Source organism: Halovulum sp. GXIMD14794 (genome assembly GCF_054457455.1).
Window position 1 is genome coordinate 308494 of sequence record NZ_JBTLNF010000002.1, and the last position, 20897, is coordinate 329390.

The 20897-nt window shown below is 61.8% G+C and carries 20 protein-coding genes; 4 read left to right on the plus strand and 16 right to left on the minus strand.

The annotated features are described in order from the left end of the window. Positions 1-35: 35 nt before the first annotated feature. The 5 genes from ACW9UR_RS02230 to ACW9UR_RS02250 all read right to left on the minus strand — a co-directional run bounded on the left by ACW9UR_RS02230 (position 36) and on the right by ACW9UR_RS02250 (position 2725). On the minus strand, positions 36-359 hold the full coding sequence (locus ACW9UR_RS02230; protein ID WP_458915269.1) for a hypothetical protein: 324 nt from the start codon (positions 357-359) through the stop codon (positions 36-38). Positions 360-496: 137 nt separating this feature from the next. Next, the gene (locus ACW9UR_RS02235) at positions 497-685 is read right to left on the minus strand and encodes a hypothetical protein (RefSeq protein WP_458915270.1); all 189 of its coding nucleotides are present in this window, start codon (positions 683-685) and stop codon (positions 497-499) included. Positions 686-801: 116 nt separating this feature from the next. Further along, the gene (locus tag ACW9UR_RS02240; RefSeq protein ID WP_458915271.1) at positions 802-1041 is read right to left on the minus strand and encodes a hypothetical protein; all 240 of its coding nucleotides are present in this window, start codon (positions 1039-1041) and stop codon (positions 802-804) included. Further along, entirely contained in the window at positions 1038-2513 is a 1476-nt protein-coding gene (locus ACW9UR_RS02245) for a type IV secretory system conjugative DNA transfer family protein (RefSeq protein ID WP_458915272.1), read from the minus strand. Before ACW9UR_RS02245 ends, ACW9UR_RS02240 begins: the two co-directional genes overlap by 4 nt. Next, the gene (locus tag ACW9UR_RS02250) at positions 2399-2725 is read right to left on the minus strand and encodes a hypothetical protein (RefSeq protein WP_458915273.1); all 327 of its coding nucleotides are present in this window, start codon (positions 2723-2725) and stop codon (positions 2399-2401) included. Before ACW9UR_RS02250 ends, ACW9UR_RS02245 begins: the two co-directional genes overlap by 115 nt. A gap of 221 nt (positions 2726-2946) precedes the next feature. Here ACW9UR_RS02250 and ACW9UR_RS02255 point away from each other — a divergent pair, with 221 nt between their 5' ends. Continuing rightward, positions 2947-3465 carry a hypothetical protein gene (locus tag ACW9UR_RS02255; protein WP_458915274.1) on the plus strand — a complete coding sequence of 173 codons (519 nt, stop codon included), beginning with the start codon at positions 2947-2949 and terminating at the stop codon, positions 3463-3465. Next, complete coding sequence (locus ACW9UR_RS02260) at positions 3462-3854, plus strand: hypothetical protein (protein ID WP_458915275.1); 393 nt, start codon at positions 3462-3464, stop codon at positions 3852-3854. The genes ACW9UR_RS02255 and ACW9UR_RS02260 overlap by 4 nt, the downstream gene beginning before the upstream one ends. Before the next feature lie 131 nt (positions 3855-3985). On the opposite strand, the gene ACW9UR_RS02265 is transcribed toward ACW9UR_RS02260, so the two are convergent. From ACW9UR_RS02265 to ACW9UR_RS02310, 10 genes are all read right to left on the minus strand, one after another. Beyond that, the gene (locus ACW9UR_RS02265) at positions 3986-4387 is read right to left on the minus strand and encodes a hypothetical protein (RefSeq protein WP_458915276.1); all 402 of its coding nucleotides are present in this window, start codon (positions 4385-4387) and stop codon (positions 3986-3988) included. A 1426-nt stretch (positions 4388-5813) separates the two neighbouring features. Further along, positions 5814-7136 carry a relaxase/mobilization nuclease domain-containing protein gene (locus tag ACW9UR_RS02270; RefSeq protein ID WP_458915277.1) on the minus strand — a complete coding sequence of 441 codons (1323 nt, stop codon included), beginning with the start codon at positions 7134-7136 and terminating at the stop codon, positions 5814-5816. 86 nt (positions 7137-7222) lie between these two features. Then, the gene (locus ACW9UR_RS02275) at positions 7223-7588 is read right to left on the minus strand and encodes a hypothetical protein (protein WP_458915278.1); all 366 of its coding nucleotides are present in this window, start codon (positions 7586-7588) and stop codon (positions 7223-7225) included. Positions 7589-7868: 280 nt separating this feature from the next. Continuing rightward, a complete protein-coding gene (locus ACW9UR_RS02280) occupies positions 7869-10604 on the minus strand; it encodes a cation-translocating P-type ATPase (RefSeq protein WP_458915279.1) in 2736 nt (911 codons plus the stop codon). Between the two features lie 178 nt (positions 10605-10782). Beyond that, a complete protein-coding gene (gene gltS / locus ACW9UR_RS02285; protein WP_458915280.1) occupies positions 10783-12018 on the minus strand; it encodes a sodium/glutamate symporter in 1236 nt (411 codons plus the stop codon). Between the two features lie 65 nt (positions 12019-12083). Beyond that, on the minus strand, positions 12084-14048 hold the full coding sequence (locus tag ACW9UR_RS02290) for a DUF3604 domain-containing protein (RefSeq protein WP_458915281.1): 1965 nt from the start codon (positions 14046-14048) through the stop codon (positions 12084-12086). A 132-nt stretch (positions 14049-14180) separates the two neighbouring features. Next, positions 14181-15152, minus strand: a complete 972-nt coding sequence (locus tag ACW9UR_RS02295; RefSeq protein ID WP_458915282.1) for an SLAC1 anion channel family protein — start codon at positions 15150-15152, stop codon at positions 14181-14183. Positions 15153-15287: 135 nt separating this feature from the next. Next, positions 15288-16496: a TsoY family (seleno)protein gene (locus tag ACW9UR_RS02300; RefSeq protein ID WP_458915283.1), complete on the minus strand. Its 1209-nt coding sequence runs from the start codon at positions 16494-16496 to the stop codon at positions 15288-15290. Between the two features lie 117 nt (positions 16497-16613). After that, positions 16614-17201: a hypothetical protein gene (locus ACW9UR_RS02305; RefSeq protein ID WP_458915284.1), complete on the minus strand. Its 588-nt coding sequence runs from the start codon at positions 17199-17201 to the stop codon at positions 16614-16616. Between the two features lie 47 nt (positions 17202-17248). Next, entirely contained in the window at positions 17249-17695 is a 447-nt protein-coding gene (locus ACW9UR_RS02310; RefSeq protein WP_458915285.1) for a tellurite resistance TerB family protein, read from the minus strand. Between the two features lie 148 nt (positions 17696-17843). On the opposite strand from ACW9UR_RS02310, the gene ACW9UR_RS02315 reads away from it, so the two are divergent. Then, positions 17844-19427 (plus strand): lysine--tRNA ligase, encoded by a 1584-nt coding sequence (locus ACW9UR_RS02315; protein ID WP_458915286.1) that lies wholly within the window; start codon positions 17844-17846, stop codon positions 19425-19427. Between the two features lie 85 nt (positions 19428-19512). Then, entirely contained in the window at positions 19513-19920 is a 408-nt protein-coding gene (locus ACW9UR_RS02320; protein ID WP_458915287.1) for a DUF4864 domain-containing protein, read from the plus strand. 5 nt (positions 19921-19925) lie between these two features. On the opposite strand, the gene ACW9UR_RS02325 is transcribed toward ACW9UR_RS02320, so the two are convergent. Further along, entirely contained in the window at positions 19926-20798 is an 873-nt protein-coding gene (locus ACW9UR_RS02325; RefSeq protein WP_458915288.1) for a peptidoglycan-binding domain-containing protein, read from the minus strand. Between the last annotated feature and the right edge of the window lie 99 nt (positions 20799-20897).

A 20897-nucleotide genomic window follows, 5' to 3' on the forward strand; every position in this document is an offset into this window, starting at 1 on the left:
TGATTTTTCTAGTTCATCGTACCTCCAGCCTGCCGTCAGGGGCTGAATCCGTTCTTGTTATCGTGGTTGTTGGGTTCGCTTGAGGATACTGCATTGAAGGTGTCTTTGGCACCCTGAGGGCTGATCTCGGAAGTTTTTCCACAGACTTCTTGCAGTGGACTGACCCCGAACCCCAGCTCGACAAATGATACCATGATGGACCAGAGGGCTTGCAGAAAGTCTTCCTTCTGCGCATCGCTCAAGCCGGAGCCGTCGAGATAGGCTTGGTATTTCTCAACATCAACGCGAACGACGGGTCTTGCGGACGCATCGAAGCGTTCTTGCAGGTCGCGACCTGCGAAGTCTAGCTCATCCTTCATGGCGTTGTCCTCCTGAAGAATGTTATTTCTAGCTATCTTCATTTTACCACTTCTCGCAGGTCGTCGTTAATATCTCCGCTGTTTGGCGATGTATTGGTTTCGATATCACGCAATATCCGCTCCTCTTACTCTTCAAGTTACTTTATCTCTATTTCGTGTTTCGCGTAGAGATCGGAACGCCTCCGCTTTTCGGACTCTTCAATGGCACGTTTCAGGAGCAAGACTGCGTATTCGTTCTTGTTTTCGTGGCCGTAGAAATCGGCAAGACAGACAAGTTTTTTCCAGTGGTAGGCTCCCAGCTCTTTCTTGAATGCATGCTTGGTCATTACAGAACTCCTTCCGTCAGCTTGTCCCAATCGACGGGCAGGAAGGTCACGAGCTTGCAGTGCTCGCCGTATTCGGGTCTTTCAATGCGGCGGCCCTGAATGCCGTAGTAAGCGCACTAGGAAACCGAGCTGCATGTGCCGATGCCCCGCGTTGCGTGGCGGCACTGGTAATCCCAGCCCACGTGCGGGGTGCCGACGAAGAGCACCAAGCCCGCAATACCGGAGACGAGGATCATTCTCGGGCGCAGCAAGACGGCTTTGAGCGCGCCGCCGAGCTTGCGGCACAGCCGCTTGATCGGGCCTTCAGGGCGTTTGGGCGGCTTGGTTCCGAGAACCTTGATGTCGAATTTGCTCATCGGTCTCTCCTTCGCGTCTTGCTTTCGAGGGCGTAGCTGAGCTGCACGAGCGGCTTTTCGGTCGGGTATGGCGGTGCCAGCGGGTTGTCCGTTGCCCACTCAGCCCAGGGAGCGATGAACCAGAAGGGCACGCGCTGCGCCTTCACAGGTGGCAGGCCGCTAACGAGCAGCAGTTGCTCATCGCGCCCCATCAATCTGATTTCATCGGCAGCCATGAGCGGCTTGCCTGTTTCGGACAGGCTTTCGCCGACCTCATCGGTGTCGAGACGGCCAAGGTTGTAGTTGCGCGTCTTGACGGTCTTCTGGCCGAGCGCCTGCGAGAGGGTTTTCACTAGTTCGAAATCCTGCACGGCGAAGGACTGCGTGACTTCGGCCTGCGAGAGCAGCGTCCGCGCGGTATGGGGGCCGTAGATGCGGATCAGTTCGGCAAGCTCCTGGACGAACATCCAGACACGGACGCCCAGACCTGGCAGCGCGGTCAGGCTTTCGGCGAGCCCAGTGAGCTTGCCCATGTTGGCAAGCTCATCGAGTATGAACAGCACCTCGCCGCGCTCATCAAAGCGGGCCACGGCGGTGATGGCCTTGTTCACGATCAGGCCGAGCGCGGCACCGTGCGAGGCGATCCGATCCTGCGGGAAGGCAAGATAGATCGACACATCACCGCTCTTCAGATCGGCAAGGGCGATATCCGAGAAGCTGACGGCATCGGCGAGGTAGCCGCCAGGCTCGAAGATATCGAGCGCCTGCACCGCACCCGCGCGGAAGTCGGCGAATTGGTCGGGGTTCCCGTCGATCTGGGAGGCGAGATCATCGACGAGCACGGCCAGAAGACCGCCGAGCGCATCGCTGCGGCACATCGCATCGACAGCACGCGCTAGCCGCTTCGGGTTGGCGACGATGCACCATGCCTCGGGAAGCGTGCAAAGCTTGGGCTGACAAAGCGCGAGATACAGCAGCGCGCCGCGCAGGATCGTGCGCGAGCCCTCGCGGAAATAGAAATTCCGCGTGTCCTCAGGCTCGGGCAGGAGCTGGAGCGCAGTGGCCTTGACCTCATCGGTCAGGCCGCGCTGACGCGCCGGATCGCCCGCAAGTTCGATCAGGCTTTCCAGCGGATTGATGCGGTCTTGCGGCAGGCCGTGCAGCCCCCACGGGTTCAGCACGACCACACGCTGACCGAACCGCCCGCGGCGATGCGCCGCCGTGACCGCCGCCAGGTCGCCCTTGGGATCGGTGACGACGACCGAGCCCGTGTAGTGCAGCAGGTTCGGGAAGACGGCATTGATGCCTTTGCCCTGACGGGCGGGTGCAGCCGTCAGAAGATGCGCCTTGCCGCTATGGAAGAGCGGCTGACCATCCATCAGGCCGAGATACAGGCCTGATGGATGGTCAGCATGCCAGCGTCGGCGCAGTCTTCGAGCGTAGCGAAGCGCGCTTCGCCGAAGATGCCCGAGGGCTGTTCGCTGGCCTTGCACTTCTCGCGCTGACGCCAGACGTTGTAGTAGCCAGCCATGCCGCCGAGCGCGATGATGCTGCCAATGGCTTTGAAGAAGCCAAGATAGAGATCATCGGCTGCGTTCGTGCTGCCGAGCAGCGCGGGCGTGTAATGACCAAGCGCGATGAACGACACGCCCAGGAGCAGGGCTCCTGTCGGTGATGTGGGCTTGGAGTTCATACCGTTGCTCATGTCGTCTCTCGCGGAAATCGGTTTTGGGGAAGTTGGGCGCGGCGGTGATCGCCGCGCCCGAGAGCATCACTTGCCTTGCTTGCCGCTGTTCACAGCAGCATCGGTGCGCTCTTTTTACTGGTGGGCCATGCCGTTGGTCGGAACGGTGCCGCCGTTCTGACCGACTTGCTTAGCGTGCTGTTCTTGGGGTGTCATGGTGCTGGTCTCCTTGATTGGCGCACATGGATGTGCTGGTTCCAACAAAGGGACCGCAGGACGCCCTGTCCTGGACACAAGCTGGACACGCAAAAAAGATGGCAGGCCCGAAGGCGAGTTATTCAGATGATGATAGAGACAGGCTGCGCAGCGCTCTTATCGATCATGCGGCGCATTTCGATCTGAGCCCGCAGCAACTCGCTGACCGCATCGCCGACGCTACAAAATATACGATGAGCGTCGATGGTGGCCGAAAGCGGGTGGAGCGCTTCCTAAAAGCTTCGCATCGCCAGACTGACGACTTTATCGGCGCGATTGCCGAATATCTTGGGAGCGTGCCGCCGCCGGATATCGAGCAGAGCGCGGCAATGCTTGCCCATTTCTTCGCGCGCACCGTCCCGCGCCCCGTGGAGATCAACGAGCTTATTGGACGCTATCAAGTCTGGGTAAGTGAGAATAGGCGACCTGAGGCCGATGACGGTCTTAAAGAGATGACTGTCTTAAATCAGTGGGCGAGTTTGAGACCCCGCCGCCAAAGGAAATGACCTCGAAAATCGCCTATGCGATCATCGAGATGAAACCCATGCCCAAGGCCGATGCGCTTCTGGTTTCAGAAGCCATCGTCAATATTTCCTTTAATCCAAACATCACCGCTTTTCCCAAGGAACTGCCACGCGAGCACGATACGGGGATCTTTGTGGCCTTCGGGTACTCTGACCGCGCCGTGCCACGCTATCTGATGACGACACGAACGGTACTGGAAACACGGCTCAACCGTCTTTTCGAGGTTACGGATGAGCCGCTGACCCTGCGGGGCGAGTTGAGCTTCAATGGCGGCATTGGGCGAACATACAATGTGACGCACGCCGATCCTCTGCATCCCGACTATCAGGTCGAACTGGTCAGGATCGGCGACGGCGAAAACGCGGAGTAGGGGATTCCTTGTTCACGCGCGACGCGGTAAGTTTGCGTTCATGAAGGTCCTGTTCGTCTGCACCGCCAACAAGCTTCGGAGCCCGACCGCCGAGGACGTGTTCAGGGGGGGTCCCTGGCATCGAGGCGCTGTCAGTAGGCGCGGACGCCGAAGCGCCGCGACTGCTGACCAAGGAGCTTGTCGCCAGTGCCGATCTGATCTTCGCAATGGAGCCCCGCCACCGCGAACGCATCAGGAAGAAGTACAAGCAGCGCCCAGCCGACAGCAGGATTATCACGCTTCACATCCCCGACGAGTATGAGCGGGGCGATCCCGAGCTTGTGGCGCTCCTGAAGGACAAGGTGAAACCGCGCCTTTCCAGCATCCTCAGCGCCAGTTGAGGGTGCTGTCATATGGACTTGGCGCTTCTTGATGCGCCGCAATAATCTTTGTAGTACAAAGCCTAAAGTGCAGCCGTAAGGCGAAACCGCAAGATGTGTTTTGTAGTACAAAACCATCTTGGCAAGGGAGCCCGCTGCGCGCTCCCGTTGCATCCCTCCGGCCCATGGCTCAGTCAGGGGATCGACCCCATACAGAGCCAGCAGAACGTATCGCCGTTCAATCACTCGCGGGAGACTTCGCTCTCCCTGCACCCACCGATCAAAGGGCTATTGCGCCCCTTTAAACCACTCGCACCGTCTGGCCTTTGCATCACCAATCAGGGGCGCGTTCCTGCTCCCCCGATACCCCCATGACCACTTCATGGAGGCGACTTCATCGAGACCAAAGGAAGGGAGCTTTCGCGCTACCCTTCCTTGGAACCAACCCATCGACCATTGAGCCTTCGTGCCCCTTGGAACCCTGACCAACCCTGCGCGGATTGGATGCCGCCAGCGCATCGGCGCTGAACCCGATCAGGGGGCTATCGCGCCGCCCTCAACCCACTCGCAGGACCTGGAGACATGCATCAGCTTGAGACTTGCCCGATCAACGGACGGATCGTCCTGCGAGCCCCGCTGGATGATACACCACCCCAAAACGAGGAAGGGTGCTCCTAGAGCGCCCTTTATCAATTCAACAAAGCTTTGGAAAACGGTTATGCTCATTGCTGATCCTGCAAATTAAAACAAGAAATTAAAGAAATTCAAGGCATCTGGTTAATAAAGTTGTAAAACAAAAAGCAGATTAATGAAGAATTTATCGATAATTAATCGATAACCAAGGTATTAATTTTGATCTCTTTTATGATTTCAGTGAATCCATTCGGACTCTGTTTTTCAGAAGAATCGGCATCTCAAAAGTGCAGTTAACCGGAGTCATCAAGACGTGACGAGAAATAAAAAACAGAGCACTCAAAGATTCAGAAGCGAGTTCTCGATCATGCTCGCGGCAATGGGGATGACAGTGATAACACCTGTCAAGCAGCGTGAGAGTTTCTATGGTTATCCTCGAAAAGTGGAAATTTCTATTCCTTAATTACTTTTTCGTCACTAAATGTGATTGACCGTTGGTATGGATCACCAGAAATTGATCTACCTGGGCGGAAGGGGGACTACATTTCCGCCAACCGTGATGCAGTGGCGTTAATAACCCGCGGCCTCCAGATTATAGGTGAGACCTACATTCAGAACGAGCTACCGAATATTATTAAGTTCTACCAAACGCGACTGGGTTATGGAAGTAAGAGAGATGCACTTGTTCTATGATTGAGAGAGGTAAAAAGAAATCAATGCATTCATAATGCCACGATGGAAGGAAGTTAAACATTTATTTTTCCTAAGTTTGAAGAATACCAAGCAGAAATAGATGATGCCGTCCGTGAGGGGTTCTCCGCGCGATGTGGGAATTTTTCGAGTAAACACTGGAATAACATATTAAGCAGTGAGCCAATAAAGCGAGTAGCAGACAATACACGGAAGATTAAGCTACATTGCCAATGGAAGCATACGGCGGCTTTGCCATTCCAGATATTTGTTCATGTTAAGGCTCGAAGCCACGCCTGCGCCGTGGGCGCGAGACTCGTTCGCGCTTGCGGCTTTCTTCCTCGCGATCCTTCTCACGTTTGCGAGTACGGCTGATCTCAGGATCAGGCCGATCATCGCGCATGTAGTGCGCAACATCCTCGCGCAGGCATAGCAGGTCTTCTTGAGCAGATTCCCTCTGCGCTCGAATATCCCGCTGAACAGCCTGCCGCTCTTCAATCTGCTTGAAGATCAGCGCGTCCTTCTCTGCGCGGTCGTGGTGTAGGGCTTCCAGCGCCTCATGTTCATTCTGCGCTCTGACCTTGGCATATTTGCCCGTCAGGCGATGCCAGATGCCCGAGAACCCTTTCGGCAGACGCTCCGCCCGCCTGCGGGTCTCGGCCTGCCAGCGCTTCTCATGGGATTCGGTAAGCTGGCGGCGCTCTTCGCGATGGCGTTGCACGATCTCCGCTTTGCGGAAGTCGATTTGCGCGGAGCGCCGCTTCGCATCGCGCTCCGCGTCCTTGATGAATTCTTGCAGCTCGTATGAGATGCCGCTCGCGATCTCAGCTTTCACTTGTTCGACTGACGGCTGCGTTTGCGGATCGCCGAGCTTGGCTTCTACGTCCTTTGCCTTCACGCCGCTGTAGCGGGCGACAGCATAGACCTCGCCGCGATAATCGACCGCGACAAAGCCGCGACGATCACCTTTGGCGAGCCAAAACCCACGCTCTTTGAGCGCCTGTTCGAAGGCTGCCCGATTGTCGGACGCCTCCCAGACAGTCTTGAAGACAGCCTTCAATTCTTTCGTATCGAGGCCAGCTCGCTTCGCCTGTTGCCATTCTTCGCGCGTGAATCCGAGCGGATCGCGCAAGCTGCAATCCTCCAGGCCGCGCGGCATAGTCCAGCCATGTTCAAGGTAGAGCTGACGCGATACGTCGCGCAGCTTGATCTTGTAGTGGTTCAGGTTCAGCGCTCGCATGCGCTCGCTGTCGATCCGTGACCAGACAGCATGCGCATGTCTTCTTCCGTCCTTTTCATGGAAGACGATGGCGCGGGGCTGATTTTCCAGCCCGAGCTTTGTTTCGACTTGCTCGATGGCTTTCTCGAAATCCTCGATGCTGACATTCGCACCTTCGGGCGGATTGAAGCTCATCGAGAACAGATGCTTTTCGCAGCGTGTACCCCGCGCGATGGCATCGGCCTCGCCGAACGCTTCGATCAGATCATCGCTGATGAAGCCGCGCACGCCATGCAATTCGACATGCTCGTTATCCCGCATCGCCAGAAGGTAGCGAGCGAGCTGCGGGGTGTTGCCGCGCTCTTTGGCTTTCAAGATCACGGCAGTCGCTCCGTAGCTTTAGCGGAGGGGGATGGCTCACTCCCTGGAGCTTTGGCGAGCGCCGCCATGAGTTCAGCCCGCATCTCTTAAATTTCGCGGCAGGCTTCTTTGAGTTCCGCTTCGGTCTCGGGCGTCACGGGCAGCGAGCCCGAGTTCACGGCCTTGGCGAGCTGGTTCAGGTTTTGCGATAGCCGCGACTGACCGAGCGCCTCAGCCATACGACCAAGCGCTTCCTTATCCTGAACAGGGCTGTTGCCGCGCCGCTTGCGCGGTGCAGCATCAGCGCCGAACAGGCGCTCGCGGATATAGGCAGCAAGGGACTTGTCCCCCCGTTCGGCATCCAACCGCGCCCGCTCCTCATAGGTAAGGCGCAGCGAGAACGGCGGCGGATACTTCTTCTTCTCCGCCTCTGGCTTAGCTATCTTATTGAATTTATGGCGCGAATGTGTCATCTTCGCACCTCAGACTATGGAAGTCTAAAGGTGCGAGATGCTGGTTCCACTCTTCAAGAGCCTGGAAAAGCTGGTTCGAGCTTTCTCCCGTTAGGCCCACCAACCACACCACATTATTAACTCACTAGGGTCGTCTGGCGTCATTCGCGATGTGCAGTCGGCATTTCAGGGCCGCTCAAACCCTGCCACGCTCGGAATTGTCGTGGTGCTGCGGTGGTGAGACGCATATCCGCGGTATCGGATCGACGCCCTTGGACCGCGCCACTATAAACCCGAATTTTCAAAGGAACCTGAAGCCGAACACCGCCTTGAGGCCCGAAAGCGCAAGGGTTGGGAGGGCTGCGAGGAAGAAGGCGGCGAGCAGGTCTTGCCCGCTCAGCGGCGTCGTGCCGAGCACGAAATGTCCCGGCGGTGTGTAGATCGCCAGCAGGGAGAGGCCGGCAGAGAGCGCGACGGCACTCAGAAGTACCCGGTTTTCGAGCGGATTGCTTTGGAAGAGCGTCGTGGCGGTTCGCGAGTCGAAGATGTGCCAGAGCTGGGCGAATATCAGCGTCGCGAAGGCGGCGGTCTGGGCGTAGGCCACCTCGTAGCCCTGTCCGAGCGCCTCCTGAAACGCATAGTAGGTGAGGCCGCCAATCGCCAGGCCTCGTATCAGGATGCGCTCCTTGAGGCCCCCGGCAAAGAGCGACTCTCCGCGACCTCGGGGCGCTTTCGCCATTACGTCCAGTTCCGCCGGCTCGACGCCGAGGGCGAGGGCCGGCAAGCCGTCCGAGACCAGGTTGATCCAGAGGATCATCAGCGGTGCGAGCGTCAGCAACGGATCGTCGCCCATCAGCAGGAAGGCGAAGAGGATCGCTGAAACTTCCGCCACGTTCGCGGTCAACGCCTGGCGTACGAATTTGCGCAGGTTGTCGTAGATCCGCCTGCCTTCGCGGACCGCCCGGACGATGGTCGAGAAGTTGTCGTCGAGCAAGATCAGCGAGGCGCTGTCTTTCGCCACCGAGGTGCCGGTGATCCCCATGGCGATGCCGATATCCGCTGTGCGCAGGGCAGGCGCGTCGTTGACGCCGTCGCCGGTCATGGCTGCGACCTCGCCGTTCGCCTGAAGGGCCTCGACGATGCGCAGCTTGTGCTCGGGTGTGACGCGCGCAAACACGGCGGCATGGCGCACCACCTCGCGCAGTTCCTCGTCGGACAATTGGTCAAGCTCGGCACCGGTGTGCACAGTCTGCTCGGGTCTCGTCTTGATCCCGATCGAGGTCGCGATCGCTTCGGCCGTCCCGGCATGATCGCCGGTGATCATGATCGTCCGAACCCCTGCATTCGTCGCATCGGCGACGGCGGGCGCGACTTCGGGGCGCGGCGGGTCCATGATCCCATGGACCCCGAGGAAGATCACGTCGGTCTCGTGATCGTCCATTGTCGTGGTCGAGGGATCCCCATCGACGATCTTGTAGGCAACCGCGAGCGTGCGCAGCGCCTCGGCGCCGAACCTGGCGATCACGGCTTCAATTTCGGCGCGCCGCGCAGCGTCGAGTTCGACGATGTCGCCGTCGATCAGCACGTGGCTCGCGCGCCGCAGGATCACATCAGGAGCGCCTTTGGCGCCGAGAGCGTGGCCAATGTTCGGCACCCGCGAGAGGATACTCATCATCTTGCGCGTGCTGTCGAAGGGAAAGGATTGCAGCTTCTCGATGCCGACTTCCTTTTCGAGTGCCGCCCGGTCGATCCCCGCCTTGGCCGCAGCGACCACGAGGGCGCCTTCGGTCGGATTGCCTTGCACACCGGGGCGGCCATCGATATCCGTCAGTTCGGCCTCGTTGCAATAGGCCGAGACGGTGAGCATGCGCCGCAGGTCGACGTGATCCTCGATCCGTGCCGGAGCACCGTCCTCGCCGATGAACGCGCCCCTCGGATCAAATCCCTCGCCGGTCACCTCCCAGGTATGTCCGCCGGCCCAGACCTTCATCACCTGCATCTGGTTCTGCGTCAGTGTCCCGGTCTTGTCCGAGCAGATCACCGTCGTGGTGCCGAGCGTCTCGACTGAGGACAGTTTGCGCGCGAGCGCGTTCTTCCGCGCCATTGTCTGGCTGCCGAGCGTCAACACGATCGTCACGACCGTCGGCAGGCCTTCCGGGATCGCCGCGACCGACAGCGAGATGGCTGTGTTGAGCATCTCGATCGCGTCCATGCCGGTGTTCAGGCCGATGCCGATGACCACTGCGACCACGGCAAGGGCCGCGCCCATCAGCACCCGAGAAAGGCTTTCGATCCGCTCCTGAAGTGGGGTTTTCGGCTCTGCGGCCGACGCCATGAGATTCGCGATATGCCCGACTTCTGTCGCCATGCCGGTCGCGGTGACGATCCCGATACCGCTGCCGCCTGCCACCTGTGTGCTCGCGAAGGCCATGTTCCGCCGATCCGCGAGCAGAACGTCGCCTTCGCTTTCGGGGGCCAGCGGATCGGCATGCTTGTCGACGGGTTCGCTTTCGCCCGTCAGCGCCGCCTCGTCGATCTGGAGCCGCGCCGCCTCGGCCAGGCGCATGTCGGCGGCGACGATATCTCCGGCCTTGAGCCGCACGATGTCTCCGGGCACGACCTCGGTCGCAGAGATGTCTTTCCAGTTGCCGTCTCGGCGCACCGTGGCTCCGGGCGCGGACATTTCGGAGAGCGCTGCCATGGATTGCTCGGCGCTCCATTCCTGCCAGAAGCCGATGGCGGCGTTGATCACCACGATGATCAGGATCGCGATGGCATCGACCCAATGCCCCGTGTAGGCAGAAATGATCGCGCCGACGGTCAGGATGATAAGAAGCGGGTTTCTAGCCTGCTCCAGCAGCAGATCCAGCGCCGTGGTCCGCTTGCCCTCGGCCAGCTTGTTCGGTCCGTAGGCTGATTGACGGCTGACGGCCTTTTCGGCGATCAGCCCGTCCCGCAGATCCGTTTCAAGGGCATCTGCAACGCGCCCGGCGTCCAGGAGATAAGCCCGTTCAGAAGCCGGATTGTCCTGCTGCATGCCTTAGGTCCCTTCTCGGCTTCGCCCGATGACTATGGAGTCTTCGGGTTGATCAGATCCAACTCCGGGTTGGCGTCATCTTCGTGGAGCGTTGTTGGAATGGCGCGGCGTCGTTGACCTTGATCCATCGCAAGGCGCGGAGACTCCAGCGTTCGTCCGGCCAAGGACGTGGTCGCCTTCATAGCCCAGATCCGAGCCACAGCGTCCATTGGATCAGGACCGTATTCGCCAAGTCTACGAAGAACGCGGCGATCAGTGGCAGCACGATGAAGGCCAACTGGCAGGGGCCATAGCGCTGCGTCACCGCGGTCATGTTGGCGATTGCCGTCGGCGTGGCGCCAAGCGCGAACCCGGCGAAGCCGGCGGACATCACCGCAGCGAAATAGTCGCGGCCCAGGAACCGGAAGACCACCAGGATGATGAAAGCGATGGTGGCCAGCGCCTGTAGCGCCAGCGTCAGGATAAGCACACCGGCGTTTCCCGCGATTGTCTGAAGCTCCATGCTCATTAGGGACATCGACAGGAAGACCGACAGGCTGAACTCTGACACCAGCGAGAGCGACGGATTGCCCGCCGGACTTTTCGCCCGCGTCAGCAGCGGAAGCGTGTTCGACAGCAGGATCCCCGACAACATGCAGGGCACGAAAAGCGGCAGCAAGACACCGGCGGCCTGCAACGCTTCGAAGATCATGTAGCCGATGGCGATCGCGACATGAATCCAGAGGATGCTGCGCATCAGGTCGACATGGGTAATCCCGTCCATCTTTCCCGGCTCGGGTACTGCCGCTGTCGGCCCCAGCTCGTCCGCAACGGATGTTGCGCTCAGCCCATGCCGTTCTATCAAGAACCGGGCGATCGGTCCGCCAATCAGACTTGCCAGGATCAGACCGAGTGTCGCTGCCGCGATCCCCAGATCCGCTGCGCCGGCCATTCCGAACCGTTCCTCGACGACCGGCCCCCAGGCTATCGCGGTTCCATGACCCCCGATAAGACCGGCGGTGCCGAGAAGCACACCCGCCTGCGCGGGCATCCCCGACATCAGGGCGCCCGCCATTCCCACCGCGTTCTGCAGGATCATGAACCCGACCGTCAGCGCCAGCGTCAGGGCGAGGATTGGCCCGCCTTTGCGCAGATCCGACAACCGGGCGTTCAGCCCGATGGTCGTGAAAAAGTAGACCAGCAGGAAATCGCGTGCCCGCAGGTCGTATGTAAGTTCGGTACCGGTCACGATGAACAGGGCGAAGCTTGCCAGCGCAACGATCAGGCCGCCGCTGACCGGTTCGGGGATGCTGTACCTGGCGAGGATCGGGAAGACGCGGGTCAGGTGCGCGCCGATGAAGTAGACGATGATGCCGAGCGTGAAGGCGGCGAAGCTTGAAACCTCGACCGTTTCGGCGAAACGCAATCCGTCCATCAATCGCTCCCCGTTGCAGGAAGGCGCGCTCGCGATGGCCTTCCCACTTCGCCCCGCAAACGCCCCTAGCCTTCAGGCGTATACCAGATCGGCGAGGTATAGGCGCGCTCCTGATGCGTGCGCGGGATGCCTTCGGGCGTCATCTTCATGTCGAACCGCGCTTCGTCATAGGCCTGCCAGGTCGGGGTCGGGATCTCAAGCACGCGGGCATAGTAGACCGCCGGCAAAGACGGATCGAAGTCCGGGTCGGTCCAGACAGCGCGGAGTTCCGGGGCGCCGATGGTGTTGGTCCAGGTCGCGCTCTCGACGTCGACCGTGTTTCCAACGGGCGTCCTCGCGCGGCCGTCCTCGCCTATTTCGCGATCATCCGAGACGGCGACGTCGTAGATCCGTTCCTGCCGCTCGCCCGCTGCATCGACCCACCCCTTGATGATCTGGATCCGGTCGAGGTTACCCGACCACGTATCCTTCAGCGCGCCGACCATGAAGACGGGAGCGGCGGCGCGGTCCGGGGCGGCGGGCAGGTCGCCGCCCATCGGAACGCCCTTGGCGTAACCGGTCGCGATCACGTCGGAGCTGTAGACCTCATCCTCGGTGTAGTTCCAGCCGCCGAAGAACCGGACGGCGATGCGCGTGCCGGTGGTTGCGTAGACCTCCTTTCGCTTCATGGCATCGAAGATCGCCTCGCGGGTATTCTCGTGCGCCCAGACCCCAGCGAGACCCGAGGCGAGCACGTCATACTCGAACGTCGAGAGGGCTTCGTCACCACCGAACGCCTGTATCACGTAGCTCTTCCAGCGTTCGGGGCTCGGCTCGCCCGAAGACATTTTGCCGAAGAAGTTCTCGTCCCGCGTCGTCGACAGCGCCGTATGGCTGTCGGAGGCGCCAATCTGGCCCATCTTGAACGGGTTCTCGCCCAGCTTCTGCTGCTGCTGCAGACCAAGTTGCAGCGCCGTCCGAGTGTACTCATGGGGCAGCATCTCGGGTGTCTTGGGGATTATGCCGCCGATATCGGCCTTGTCCCAGGTGCCGTAGTCGGCGAATTCGTCATCGGGCGAAAGCTGCGGATGAGCCTCGCTGTCGCCCTTGATCTGCGTGCTCTCGACAAGCGGCTCCCAGCGCATGCGCATCCGTGCATAGTCCGCGTCGATCGGTTCGCCGTTCATGCGCTCGACCGCGAACATCTTGCCGTTCGAGACGTTGCCGTTGTGGGGAATCGCCAGGACCTGGCCGCCGGTCTGATTCTCGTAACCTTGCATGTAGGCCCAGAGTTCCTCGACGTCCTGCCCGTCGAAGAGCGAGAAGGGTAGCACCTCGGAGACGCGATCCTCGCCGTCCCGGAACACGACGACGCGATGCAGGTTGCCAGGATCCTGCAGCGTGCCGCTCATCGTCCATTCGAAGCCCAGCATCGCGCTGAAGGTGCCGGGCTCGTTGTATCGCTCGGCGATCTCGATCTGTCGATCCCAGGTGGTTCTCTGGATGCGCTCGTCATCGATAACGTCGGTGAACTGCGTCATCCCTTCACGGCCCCAGAGATCGTAGGCTCCGTAGGCGTCGCCGGACTGGATCAGGTCGTAGAAACGACGGCCGTACTCCGTCTGAAGCAGCGCCGCATTGCCTTCCGCCAGCAGCAGCGGAACGCCAAGGTTCTCGGCATGGTCCGCGACGACGAGGAAGTCGAGCGGACGCACCGCGCGCACGCGCTGCCCGGTGTTGGAAGTAACCGTCTCGCCGCGGGCGAAGCGGTAGGCGTCCTCGGGCCCGAGAGCCGTGCCAATCATTCCCGCATCCATCGAGAAGCTCGTATGCAGATGCGTGTCGCCCCAGAGCAGGTTCTCGGCAAACCCGCCTTCGCGTGCGGTAACGTCGACATAGGGTGAGTAGGTCTCGGGCAGCCCGGCGATATCCTCGGCGGAGGGCCGGACCTGCGCATGAAGGCCGGAAGCCGCCAGCGCGAGCGTGGCTAGACTGGTGGCGGCCGTCGCAAGCTGTCGCTTCCTGGAGTGGCGGGGAACGGTGTGCTTCATCGAAATCTCCATGGCGAAGGACCCGAAGCCGGGTCCGGGGACGAGGAATAGAGCTCTCAATGCTCCAAGGCCTTGATCTGAGTCAGTTGAGGCGCTTTCCGCCTTTCCGGAAAGGCGCCTCCCGGGTCGGGTTCACTCGGGTTGGCAGATCTCTCCGGCCTTTGCCGCACGTAATGTGCGTGCCACCAACGAAGCGATGGCAGCAGCAAGCAATGCCAGGAGGCCCAGGCCGAGCCCGTGGTGGAGGCCGGAGCCGCTTAATTCCGCGAAGCGGAAGCTTGCGGTCGTCAACGCGGCAAGCGGGAAAGACAGCGCCCAGAACGACAGCGCGAAGGGCAGGCGTAGAAGGGCGGGCACTTGCAGCGACACCAGCGCTGCGAAGAAGTAGGCCGCATTGATCAACAGGCGTGCCGCGGCATCGACCGTGCCGCCGTTGAACTGCACCCAGGCAAGAAAGGCCACCGCCGGGGGCGCGACCAGGATTACCAGCGTGGGTCGAAGCTTGCCCGGCAGCGGATCGTGGAACACCAGCCTATTGAAGACGAGTGTGAGCAGCACGAGCCAGAACAGCAGACCGACCGAGAAGAAATACCAGCTCAGCTCGACATGGCCGAGCGGCACGCCGGCAAGCGGCGCGACGACATTGCCGATGGCGGGAATGAACCAGGCGGGCGACAAGTGTTCGGGGCCGAAGGCGGTATGCCCGATCCAGGTTGAGATGACGACCAGCGTCAAACCGGCCTGGATGGTCGCGCCGACGATCCAAATGACCTCGGCCACCCCGGGCCAGGCGGTTCGGAGTGCGGTCGCAAGCAGCAGAAGCGAAATGCTGGTTGCCGGGAAGAAGGCCAGTCGCACCGGGTGGCGCCACTCCGCGGCTAGGGCTGAAGGGTAGCGCAACGCCTTTGCCGCTAGGGTGGCGAGCAGTAGTGCGAGCACAGTCGCCCCGATCCAGACGATGATCTGCGAGGCTGTGGCGAAGCCCCCAACGCGCAGCGCGAGCGCGAGGCCGAAGATCCCCATGGTGACGCCGAAGAAGCTGATCGGGAAATGCTCGAGCCGCGACGTGGGGGCGGGGGCGCCTGTTGGTTCAGTGGTGGTCATCGCGGATCCTCTGTCGGTCGTTGGGGCAGGGGGGCTGTAGCCGGCTTCTGGCCCGGGCAAGCTCAGCGGTGGCTGGGACATACTAGCCCGGGCCGCGCCCACAATTTTCTCAATAGCCGCCCGGTCGACCGGGGATCACGCTGCTGGCACAGCGTGCTGCCGGCCGCGTCCGAAGTGGCGTTGGTTCAGGACCAGCATCAGCACGACCATCCCGACCTGCGCGACCAGCGCGAAACCGGTGACGGTCCAGTATGCCGCGCCGAACTTTGCGACGAGACCGGCGCCGACCAGGCCCTTGTTGATCCAGAACTGCAGCATCACCGAGAGCGCAACGCCGGGGCAGATCAGGGCGTAGCTACCGGGCGAGGTCTCGTGCCCGGTGACGAACCGGCGGATGTACCCGCTGGCGCGCAGCACAGTCAGTCCGAAAAGCGCGAACAGGACCTGGACCGACAACAGACGGGTCAGCAGCACCAGCATGTCTCCCGCCGCGCCGTGGCCGTCGAAATGGACATGCAGCCCGTGGTCCTGTCGCAGCAACAAGATGCCCAGCACGGTGATCAGTGGGATAGCGATCAGCAGTGTCGGCGACTGCTCCACGGCGACACCGTTCTCGAGCATTGCCCTCAGGCCGAGGACGATTCCGATCGCGGCGATCACGGCTGCCGAGACCAGGAAGAAGGTCGACAGAACGATCGAGATACCGGCTGTCAGGGCCGTGCCGCTCATCGCGCCGGGGGCGGAAAGGCCGACGCCGACCATGGCCAGCGTGAAGGCGGGCAGCAACTGTGCGAAGGAGTTGTTGGCGCGGCAGTCGAATCCGCCCGAGCCGATGACCCGTGCGACGAACCCGCCCAACTGACGCAGCGCCAGCACACCGATGATGGTAAAGGCCGCGAGGGCCGCCGGGAACAGGTACTCGACCACGTTCCAGAGCCCCGGCACGAACACCAGCCCGAGGATGAAACCGACGTTGACCGACATGGCGAACGCCAGCGGCATGGCCATCATCTGCGTCTGACCGTTTGAGCTCGCGAGCGCGATCCCCCGGTCTGACAGCTGGAAGCCGCGGGTGCGCCGCAGGTTCCAGGCCAAGTAGTAGAGGTTCATCGCCCCGAACACGGCGATGCCGAGCACCGCGATGACGATGGCCGTTCCTAACGCGGGGGACGCAGTGGAGAAGCTTGCCGCGATATCTTCGAAAATCGGCACAGGGCGGCCAGGATGCGGTATCCAGAACATCAGGTACATGAAGAAGGTCACGGCAAGGCCGCCAGCCCCGACCGATGCAAGGAAGTAGAGCGGAGACCATTGGTCCGCCGGACGAGAGGTGACTGTACGCATGGCTGTCTCCTTTCAGCTTCGCTGAGACATGCCATGAGTCGGAATGGTTCGGAGGTGACATGATCACCGAGGCCGGCGGTTCGGCGATTGGGAGGCCGATCCGTCGCAAAGGAACGCTCAGTTTCCGGCGCGCCCCATCATGCGTTTGTGTACCGCCTGCATGCCGCGGTCGACCATGTCCGAGACCTCGGCCGCGTGGACATGGAGCGCTTCGATCAGTTCCGGGTCGCTCGCGGTCTGCACGACTACAATGCCCTCGTCGGTGACGTCGATCTCGGTCTCGATCTCAGCGCCGCGATCGAAGAAGATGTCCAGCGTCGGGCTCTGGATGAAGATCCGGGGATCGTCCGCGGCTTCCACTCGGCCGATCATTCCGATGACGTGGCTGACAAGTGCCTCCATCACGTCGGGGTCGGATGATGTTGTCACCGTACGGATCCCGTCCGGCAGATTGGTGACTTCGCGAGAGAGCGTCCGGAAGTTTCGGAACAGTGCAGCCAACTCCGCGGTTTCTTCAGGCGTCGCGTTCTCACCCCGAAGGCCGGGCATGTTGACCTCGTCATGCCCGCCGTGACGGTGATGATTTCCCTGGTGGTGCATCTGCGCCGGGGCCGGCTCGACGCTCACTGCCCAAGCTGCGGGGGCCAAGGCGATCAGCAGCACTAGGGGCAGGCGGGTTCGGGATATCTTCGGGGTAGCTGGCATTGTCCTCGCCTCCGGTCCGGTGCGATCACGTCGGTGGTTGGCGTCTATTACAGCCCATGTGCCGCTGGATGTGCGAACCGCGCACGTGCGCCGCGTTCGATGGCGGCTGCATGGAGACGATCGAGGTCCAACTCGTCGCGGATCTCCTCCAAAAGGCGCAGTTCGGTCTCGCGGGCGCGTCCGTCGGCGGCGACCACGTCGCAGGCCAGCGCGTAGGCGGTCTCGTAGAGGCTGCCCGGCAGGGCGTCGCGGACCAGGCCGAACAGGGCGTCGAGGCCGTCCTCCTCCTCAAGCAAGTCGATCACCGTCCGCGAGACGATGTTGATCCGCGCGGCATCGTAGTCGGCGAACATCGGCAGGCTTTCCACGATGCGAAGGATCCAAAGCAGCTCCGGCTCGGATGGAACGGCATCCGAGGCGGCAGCCGCGAACATGGTCGCGATCAGCGCGTCCTGAGGGTTGAACGAGGCGGGAATGTTTTCTGAATCGCTCATAATGTCGTTTCTCTGTCCGTGGGTTCCACAAGGGTGGATCGACGCGAGCTTTGGCGCAAGCGCCGCGTTCTGCGCAGGCGGTGCATTGACGCGGTGTCCCTGCGGCAGTAGGTGCGAGCCCACAACCCACCACAACCGGTAAGAAACGATGACCGCAAGCACCCTGCGCGACGCCGCGATGAGTTCCAAGGCCTGGCCCTTCGAGGAGGCGCGCAAGCTGGTCAAACGGTATCAGAAGGCGCCGCCCGAGAAAGGCTATGTCCTGTTCGAGACCGGCTACGGCCCGTCGGGCCTGCCGCATATCGGCACCTTCGGCGAGGTTGCGCGCACCACGATGGTTCGCCGCGCCTTCGAGCAGTTGAGCGATATCCCGACCAAGCTGCTGTGCTTCTCGGACGATTTGGACGGCATGCGCAAGGTGCCGGACAATGTGCCGAACCGCGAGATGCTGCAGGAGCATATCCAGAAGCCGCTGACCTCGGTGCCCGATCCGTTCGGCACCCATGACAGCTTCGGCGATCACAACAACGCAATGCTGCAGCGGTTTCTCGACACCTACGGGTTCGACTACGAGTTCGCCAGCGCTCGCGATTATTACCGCGAAGGCCGCTTCGACGACATGCTGCTGCGCGCCTGCGAGAAATACGACGACATCCAGAAGGTCATGAAGGCTAGTCTGCGCGAGGAACGTCAGGCGACCTATTCGTGCTTCCTGCCGATTTCTCCGACAACGGGCCGGGTGTTGTACGTTCCGATGAAGGATGTGAACGCCACGACCGGCGAAATCACTTTCGACGACGAAGACGGCACCGAGATCACGATGCCGGTCACGGGCGGCAACGTGAAACTGCAGTGGAAGCCGGATTTCGGCATGCGCTGGGCCGCGCTGGGCGTCGACTACGAGATGTACGGCAAGGAACACGCGACCAACATGCAGATCTATTCCAAGATCTGCCGGATCCTCGGCGGCACCCCGCCCGAGCAGTACGGGTTCGAGCTGTTCCTGGACGAGAAGGGTGAGAAGATCTCGAAGTCGAAGGGCAACGGGATCTCGATGGACGAGTGGCTCGCCTATGCCAGCCCCGAGAGCCTTCAGTTCTTCATGTTCCAGAAGCCGCGCACCGCGAAACGGCTGCATTTCGACGTGATCCCGAAGGCGGTGGACGAGTATCACCAGCACCTGCGCGCCTATGCCGGGCAGGATGCGGCGGGCCGGTTCGCCAACCCGGCGTTCCACATCCACGGCGGCAACGTGCCTGCCAGCGACATGGAGATCACCTTCTCGATGCTGCTGAACCTGGCCTCAGCTGCCGGGGCCGAGGACAAGGGCGTGCTGTGGGGCTTCATCCGCAAGTATGCCGACGCCTCGCCCGAGACGCATCCGGGGCTGGACGCCGCCGCGGGCAACGCGGTGCGCTATTACCAAGAGCAGGTAAAGCCGCATAAAACTTACCGTCTGCCGACCGAGACCGAGGCTGCCGCGCTGACGGATCTGCGCGACCGGCTGGCCGCTTGGGACGGCCCGGTCGAGGCCGAGGCGCTGCAGAGCGAGGTCTTTGCGGTCGGCAAGGCGCACGGGTTCGAGCCTCTGCGCGCCTGGTTCCAGGCGATCTACGAGGTGCTGCTGGGCGCCAGCCAGGGGCCACGTTTCGGCGGGTTCGTTGCGCTCTACGGCGTGCCCGAGACCGTTGCGCTCATCGACAAGGCGTTGGCGGGCGAGTTGGCCGCCTGATCTATAAGTGCTGCCGGAGGGGCGGGAGTCGCCCTCCGGGTTCGATGCACTATTATCTTCCGAGCTAACGACCGGGAGGTATCTCATGCGAAAGACGTGTCTCATAGCTGTGGTGATGCTTGCCCTTTCCGGGCCCACGCAAAGCCAGAGCGCGGACAGCCTGATCCAGGGCGTGATCGGCGATCAGATCGAGGCGTTCCGCGCGGACGACTTCGCGACCGCTTTCACTTTCGCCAGCCCGATGATCCAGAGCCTGTTCGGCACGCCCGAGAACTTCGGGCGGATGGTGCAGCAGGGCTATCCCATGGTATGGCGCCCTGCAGACGTCCGTTTCGGGGGGCTGACCGAACGCCAGGGGCGCATGTTCCAGAGCGTCGTGATCACCGACGAAGGCGGGCGGGTTCACCTTCTGGAATACGAGATGGTCCCCACTGGCGACGCATGGGAGATCAACGGCGTCCGCTTCCTGCCGCAGGATGCACTGGGCGCCTAGGCCGTTCAGAACTGGCCGAAAAGCCCTCTGAGGTCGCAGCGCAAGGACTGTCCCTGAACCCGGCGGCCGTAGCGGTCGCGCAGACAGCCGTCCGAGCCGCGGTAGAACCGGCTGCGCTGCGTGGTCGTCCGCTGCGGCTGGTTTTCCTGCCATTCCGCGAAACTCGTCTCGGTTTCGGTAATCAGCCGGTCATGCTGGCGCGCGTCCAGATAGCCGCTCGCCGGGAGGTCGTTCGCCTCTTGCCATTCGGCTACCGCCGTGCGGGTGCGTGGCCCGAACACGCCGTCGGCGCTACCGGGATCGTGACCTGCCAGGCGCAGCCGGGTCTGCAACTCCCGCCTGTCGTTGCGGGAAAGTTCCAGCAACGCCTCGTCCTGCGCGGTGGTCGGGTCGGCAGGCAGGCGCTCGGCCAGTTCTTCGTCGTCTAGCGGCACAAGCGTGTCCCGAGAAGCAGCAAGGCTCAGCACCGGCGGCAGGGCACGCCCGTCCGTGAGCTTGAGCGGCGCGCAGTCGAAGATTGCCGCTTCGGCCCGGAACAGTTGGCGCAGGTGGGCCAACGTTGCCTCGTCGGGCTTCGGCTCCAGAAGGTAGGGCGCGCCCGGCTTGCCCTCGGCGTCGACTTCGATGGCCAGCAGAACATCCTCGTGGTTCGGGCTGTCGGGATAGAGCGGCCTCAGGCAGACGCTCAGGCGCTGGCCCAGGTCGGCCTGCCAGTCGGCATCGTCGCCAAGGTCAGAATCGAGCACGGCCAGCGCTCCCTCGAAGTCCGGCGCGGCAGTCGGGGTCTGTGCATCGCCGGCGGTCTCCTGCGCGGAGACGACGGCGGCGGTGCCCAGCAGGGCAGCGAGACAGAATGGCGTTAAGAGACTGCGCGGCATCGGGCCTTCCCGGTTTCGATGGTCGGACCCAAAACATAGCAGGCGCGCGGGCGCGATCAAATCCGCCAAATGACGTGGGGGGGGGGGGGGGGGGGGGGG

Bases quoted from the DNA above. Each gene is read 5' to 3' on its own strand.
- ACW9UR_RS02295 (WP_458915282.1), bottom strand. From the start codon at position 15,152: ATGACCACCACTGAACCAACAGGCGCCCCCGCCCCCACGTCGCGGCTC.
- ACW9UR_RS02290 (WP_458915281.1), bottom strand. From the start codon at position 14,048: ATGAAGCACACCGTTCCCCGCCACTCCAGGAAGCGACAGCTTGCGACG.
- ACW9UR_RS02300 (WP_458915283.1), bottom strand. From the start codon at position 16,496: ATGCGTACAGTCACCTCTCGTCCGGCGGACCAATGGTCTCCGCTCTAC.
- ACW9UR_RS02235 (WP_458915270.1), bottom strand. From the start codon at position 685: ATGACCAAGCATGCATTCAAGAAAGAGCTGGGAGCCTACCACTGGAAA.
- ACW9UR_RS02230 (WP_458915269.1), bottom strand. From the start codon at position 359: ATGAAGGATGAGCTAGACTTCGCAGGTCGCGACCTGCAAGAACGCTTC.
- ACW9UR_RS02310 (WP_458915285.1), bottom strand. From the start codon at position 17,695: ATGAGCGATTCAGAAAACATTCCCGCCTCGTTCAACCCTCAGGACGCG.
- gltS (WP_458915280.1), bottom strand. From the start codon at position 12,018: ATGGACGGATTGCGTTTCGCCGAAACGGTCGAGGTTTCAAGCTTCGCC.
- ACW9UR_RS02250 (WP_458915273.1), bottom strand. From the start codon at position 2,725: ATGAGCAACGGTATGAACTCCAAGCCCACATCACCGACAGGAGCCCTG.
- ACW9UR_RS02315 (WP_458915286.1), top strand. From the start codon at position 17,844: ATGACCGCAAGCACCCTGCGCGACGCCGCGATGAGTTCCAAGGCCTGG.
- ACW9UR_RS02275 (WP_458915278.1), bottom strand. From the start codon at position 7,588: ATGACACATTCGCGCCATAAATTCAATAAGATAGCTAAGCCAGAGGCG.
- ACW9UR_RS02280 (WP_458915279.1), bottom strand. From the start codon at position 10,604: ATGCAGCAGGACAATCCGGCTTCTGAACGGGCTTATCTCCTGGACGCC.
- ACW9UR_RS02305 (WP_458915284.1), bottom strand. From the start codon at position 17,201: ATGCCAGCTACCCCGAAGATATCCCGAACCCGCCTGCCCCTAGTGCTG.
- ACW9UR_RS02255 (WP_458915274.1), top strand. From the start codon at position 2,947: ATGGATGTGCTGGTTCCAACAAAGGGACCGCAGGACGCCCTGTCCTGG.
- ACW9UR_RS02265 (WP_458915276.1), bottom strand. From the start codon at position 4,387: ATGCAACGGGAGCGCGCAGCGGGCTCCCTTGCCAAGATGGTTTTGTAC.
- ACW9UR_RS02240 (WP_458915271.1), bottom strand. From the start codon at position 1,041: ATGAGCAAATTCGACATCAAGGTTCTCGGAACCAAGCCGCCCAAACGC.
- ACW9UR_RS02260 (WP_458915275.1), top strand. From the start codon at position 3,462: ATGACCTCGAAAATCGCCTATGCGATCATCGAGATGAAACCCATGCCC.
- ACW9UR_RS02320 (WP_458915287.1), top strand. From the start codon at position 19,513: ATGCGAAAGACGTGTCTCATAGCTGTGGTGATGCTTGCCCTTTCCGGG.
- ACW9UR_RS02325 (WP_458915288.1), bottom strand. From the start codon at position 20,798: ATGCCGCGCAGTCTCTTAACGCCATTCTGTCTCGCTGCCCTGCTGGGC.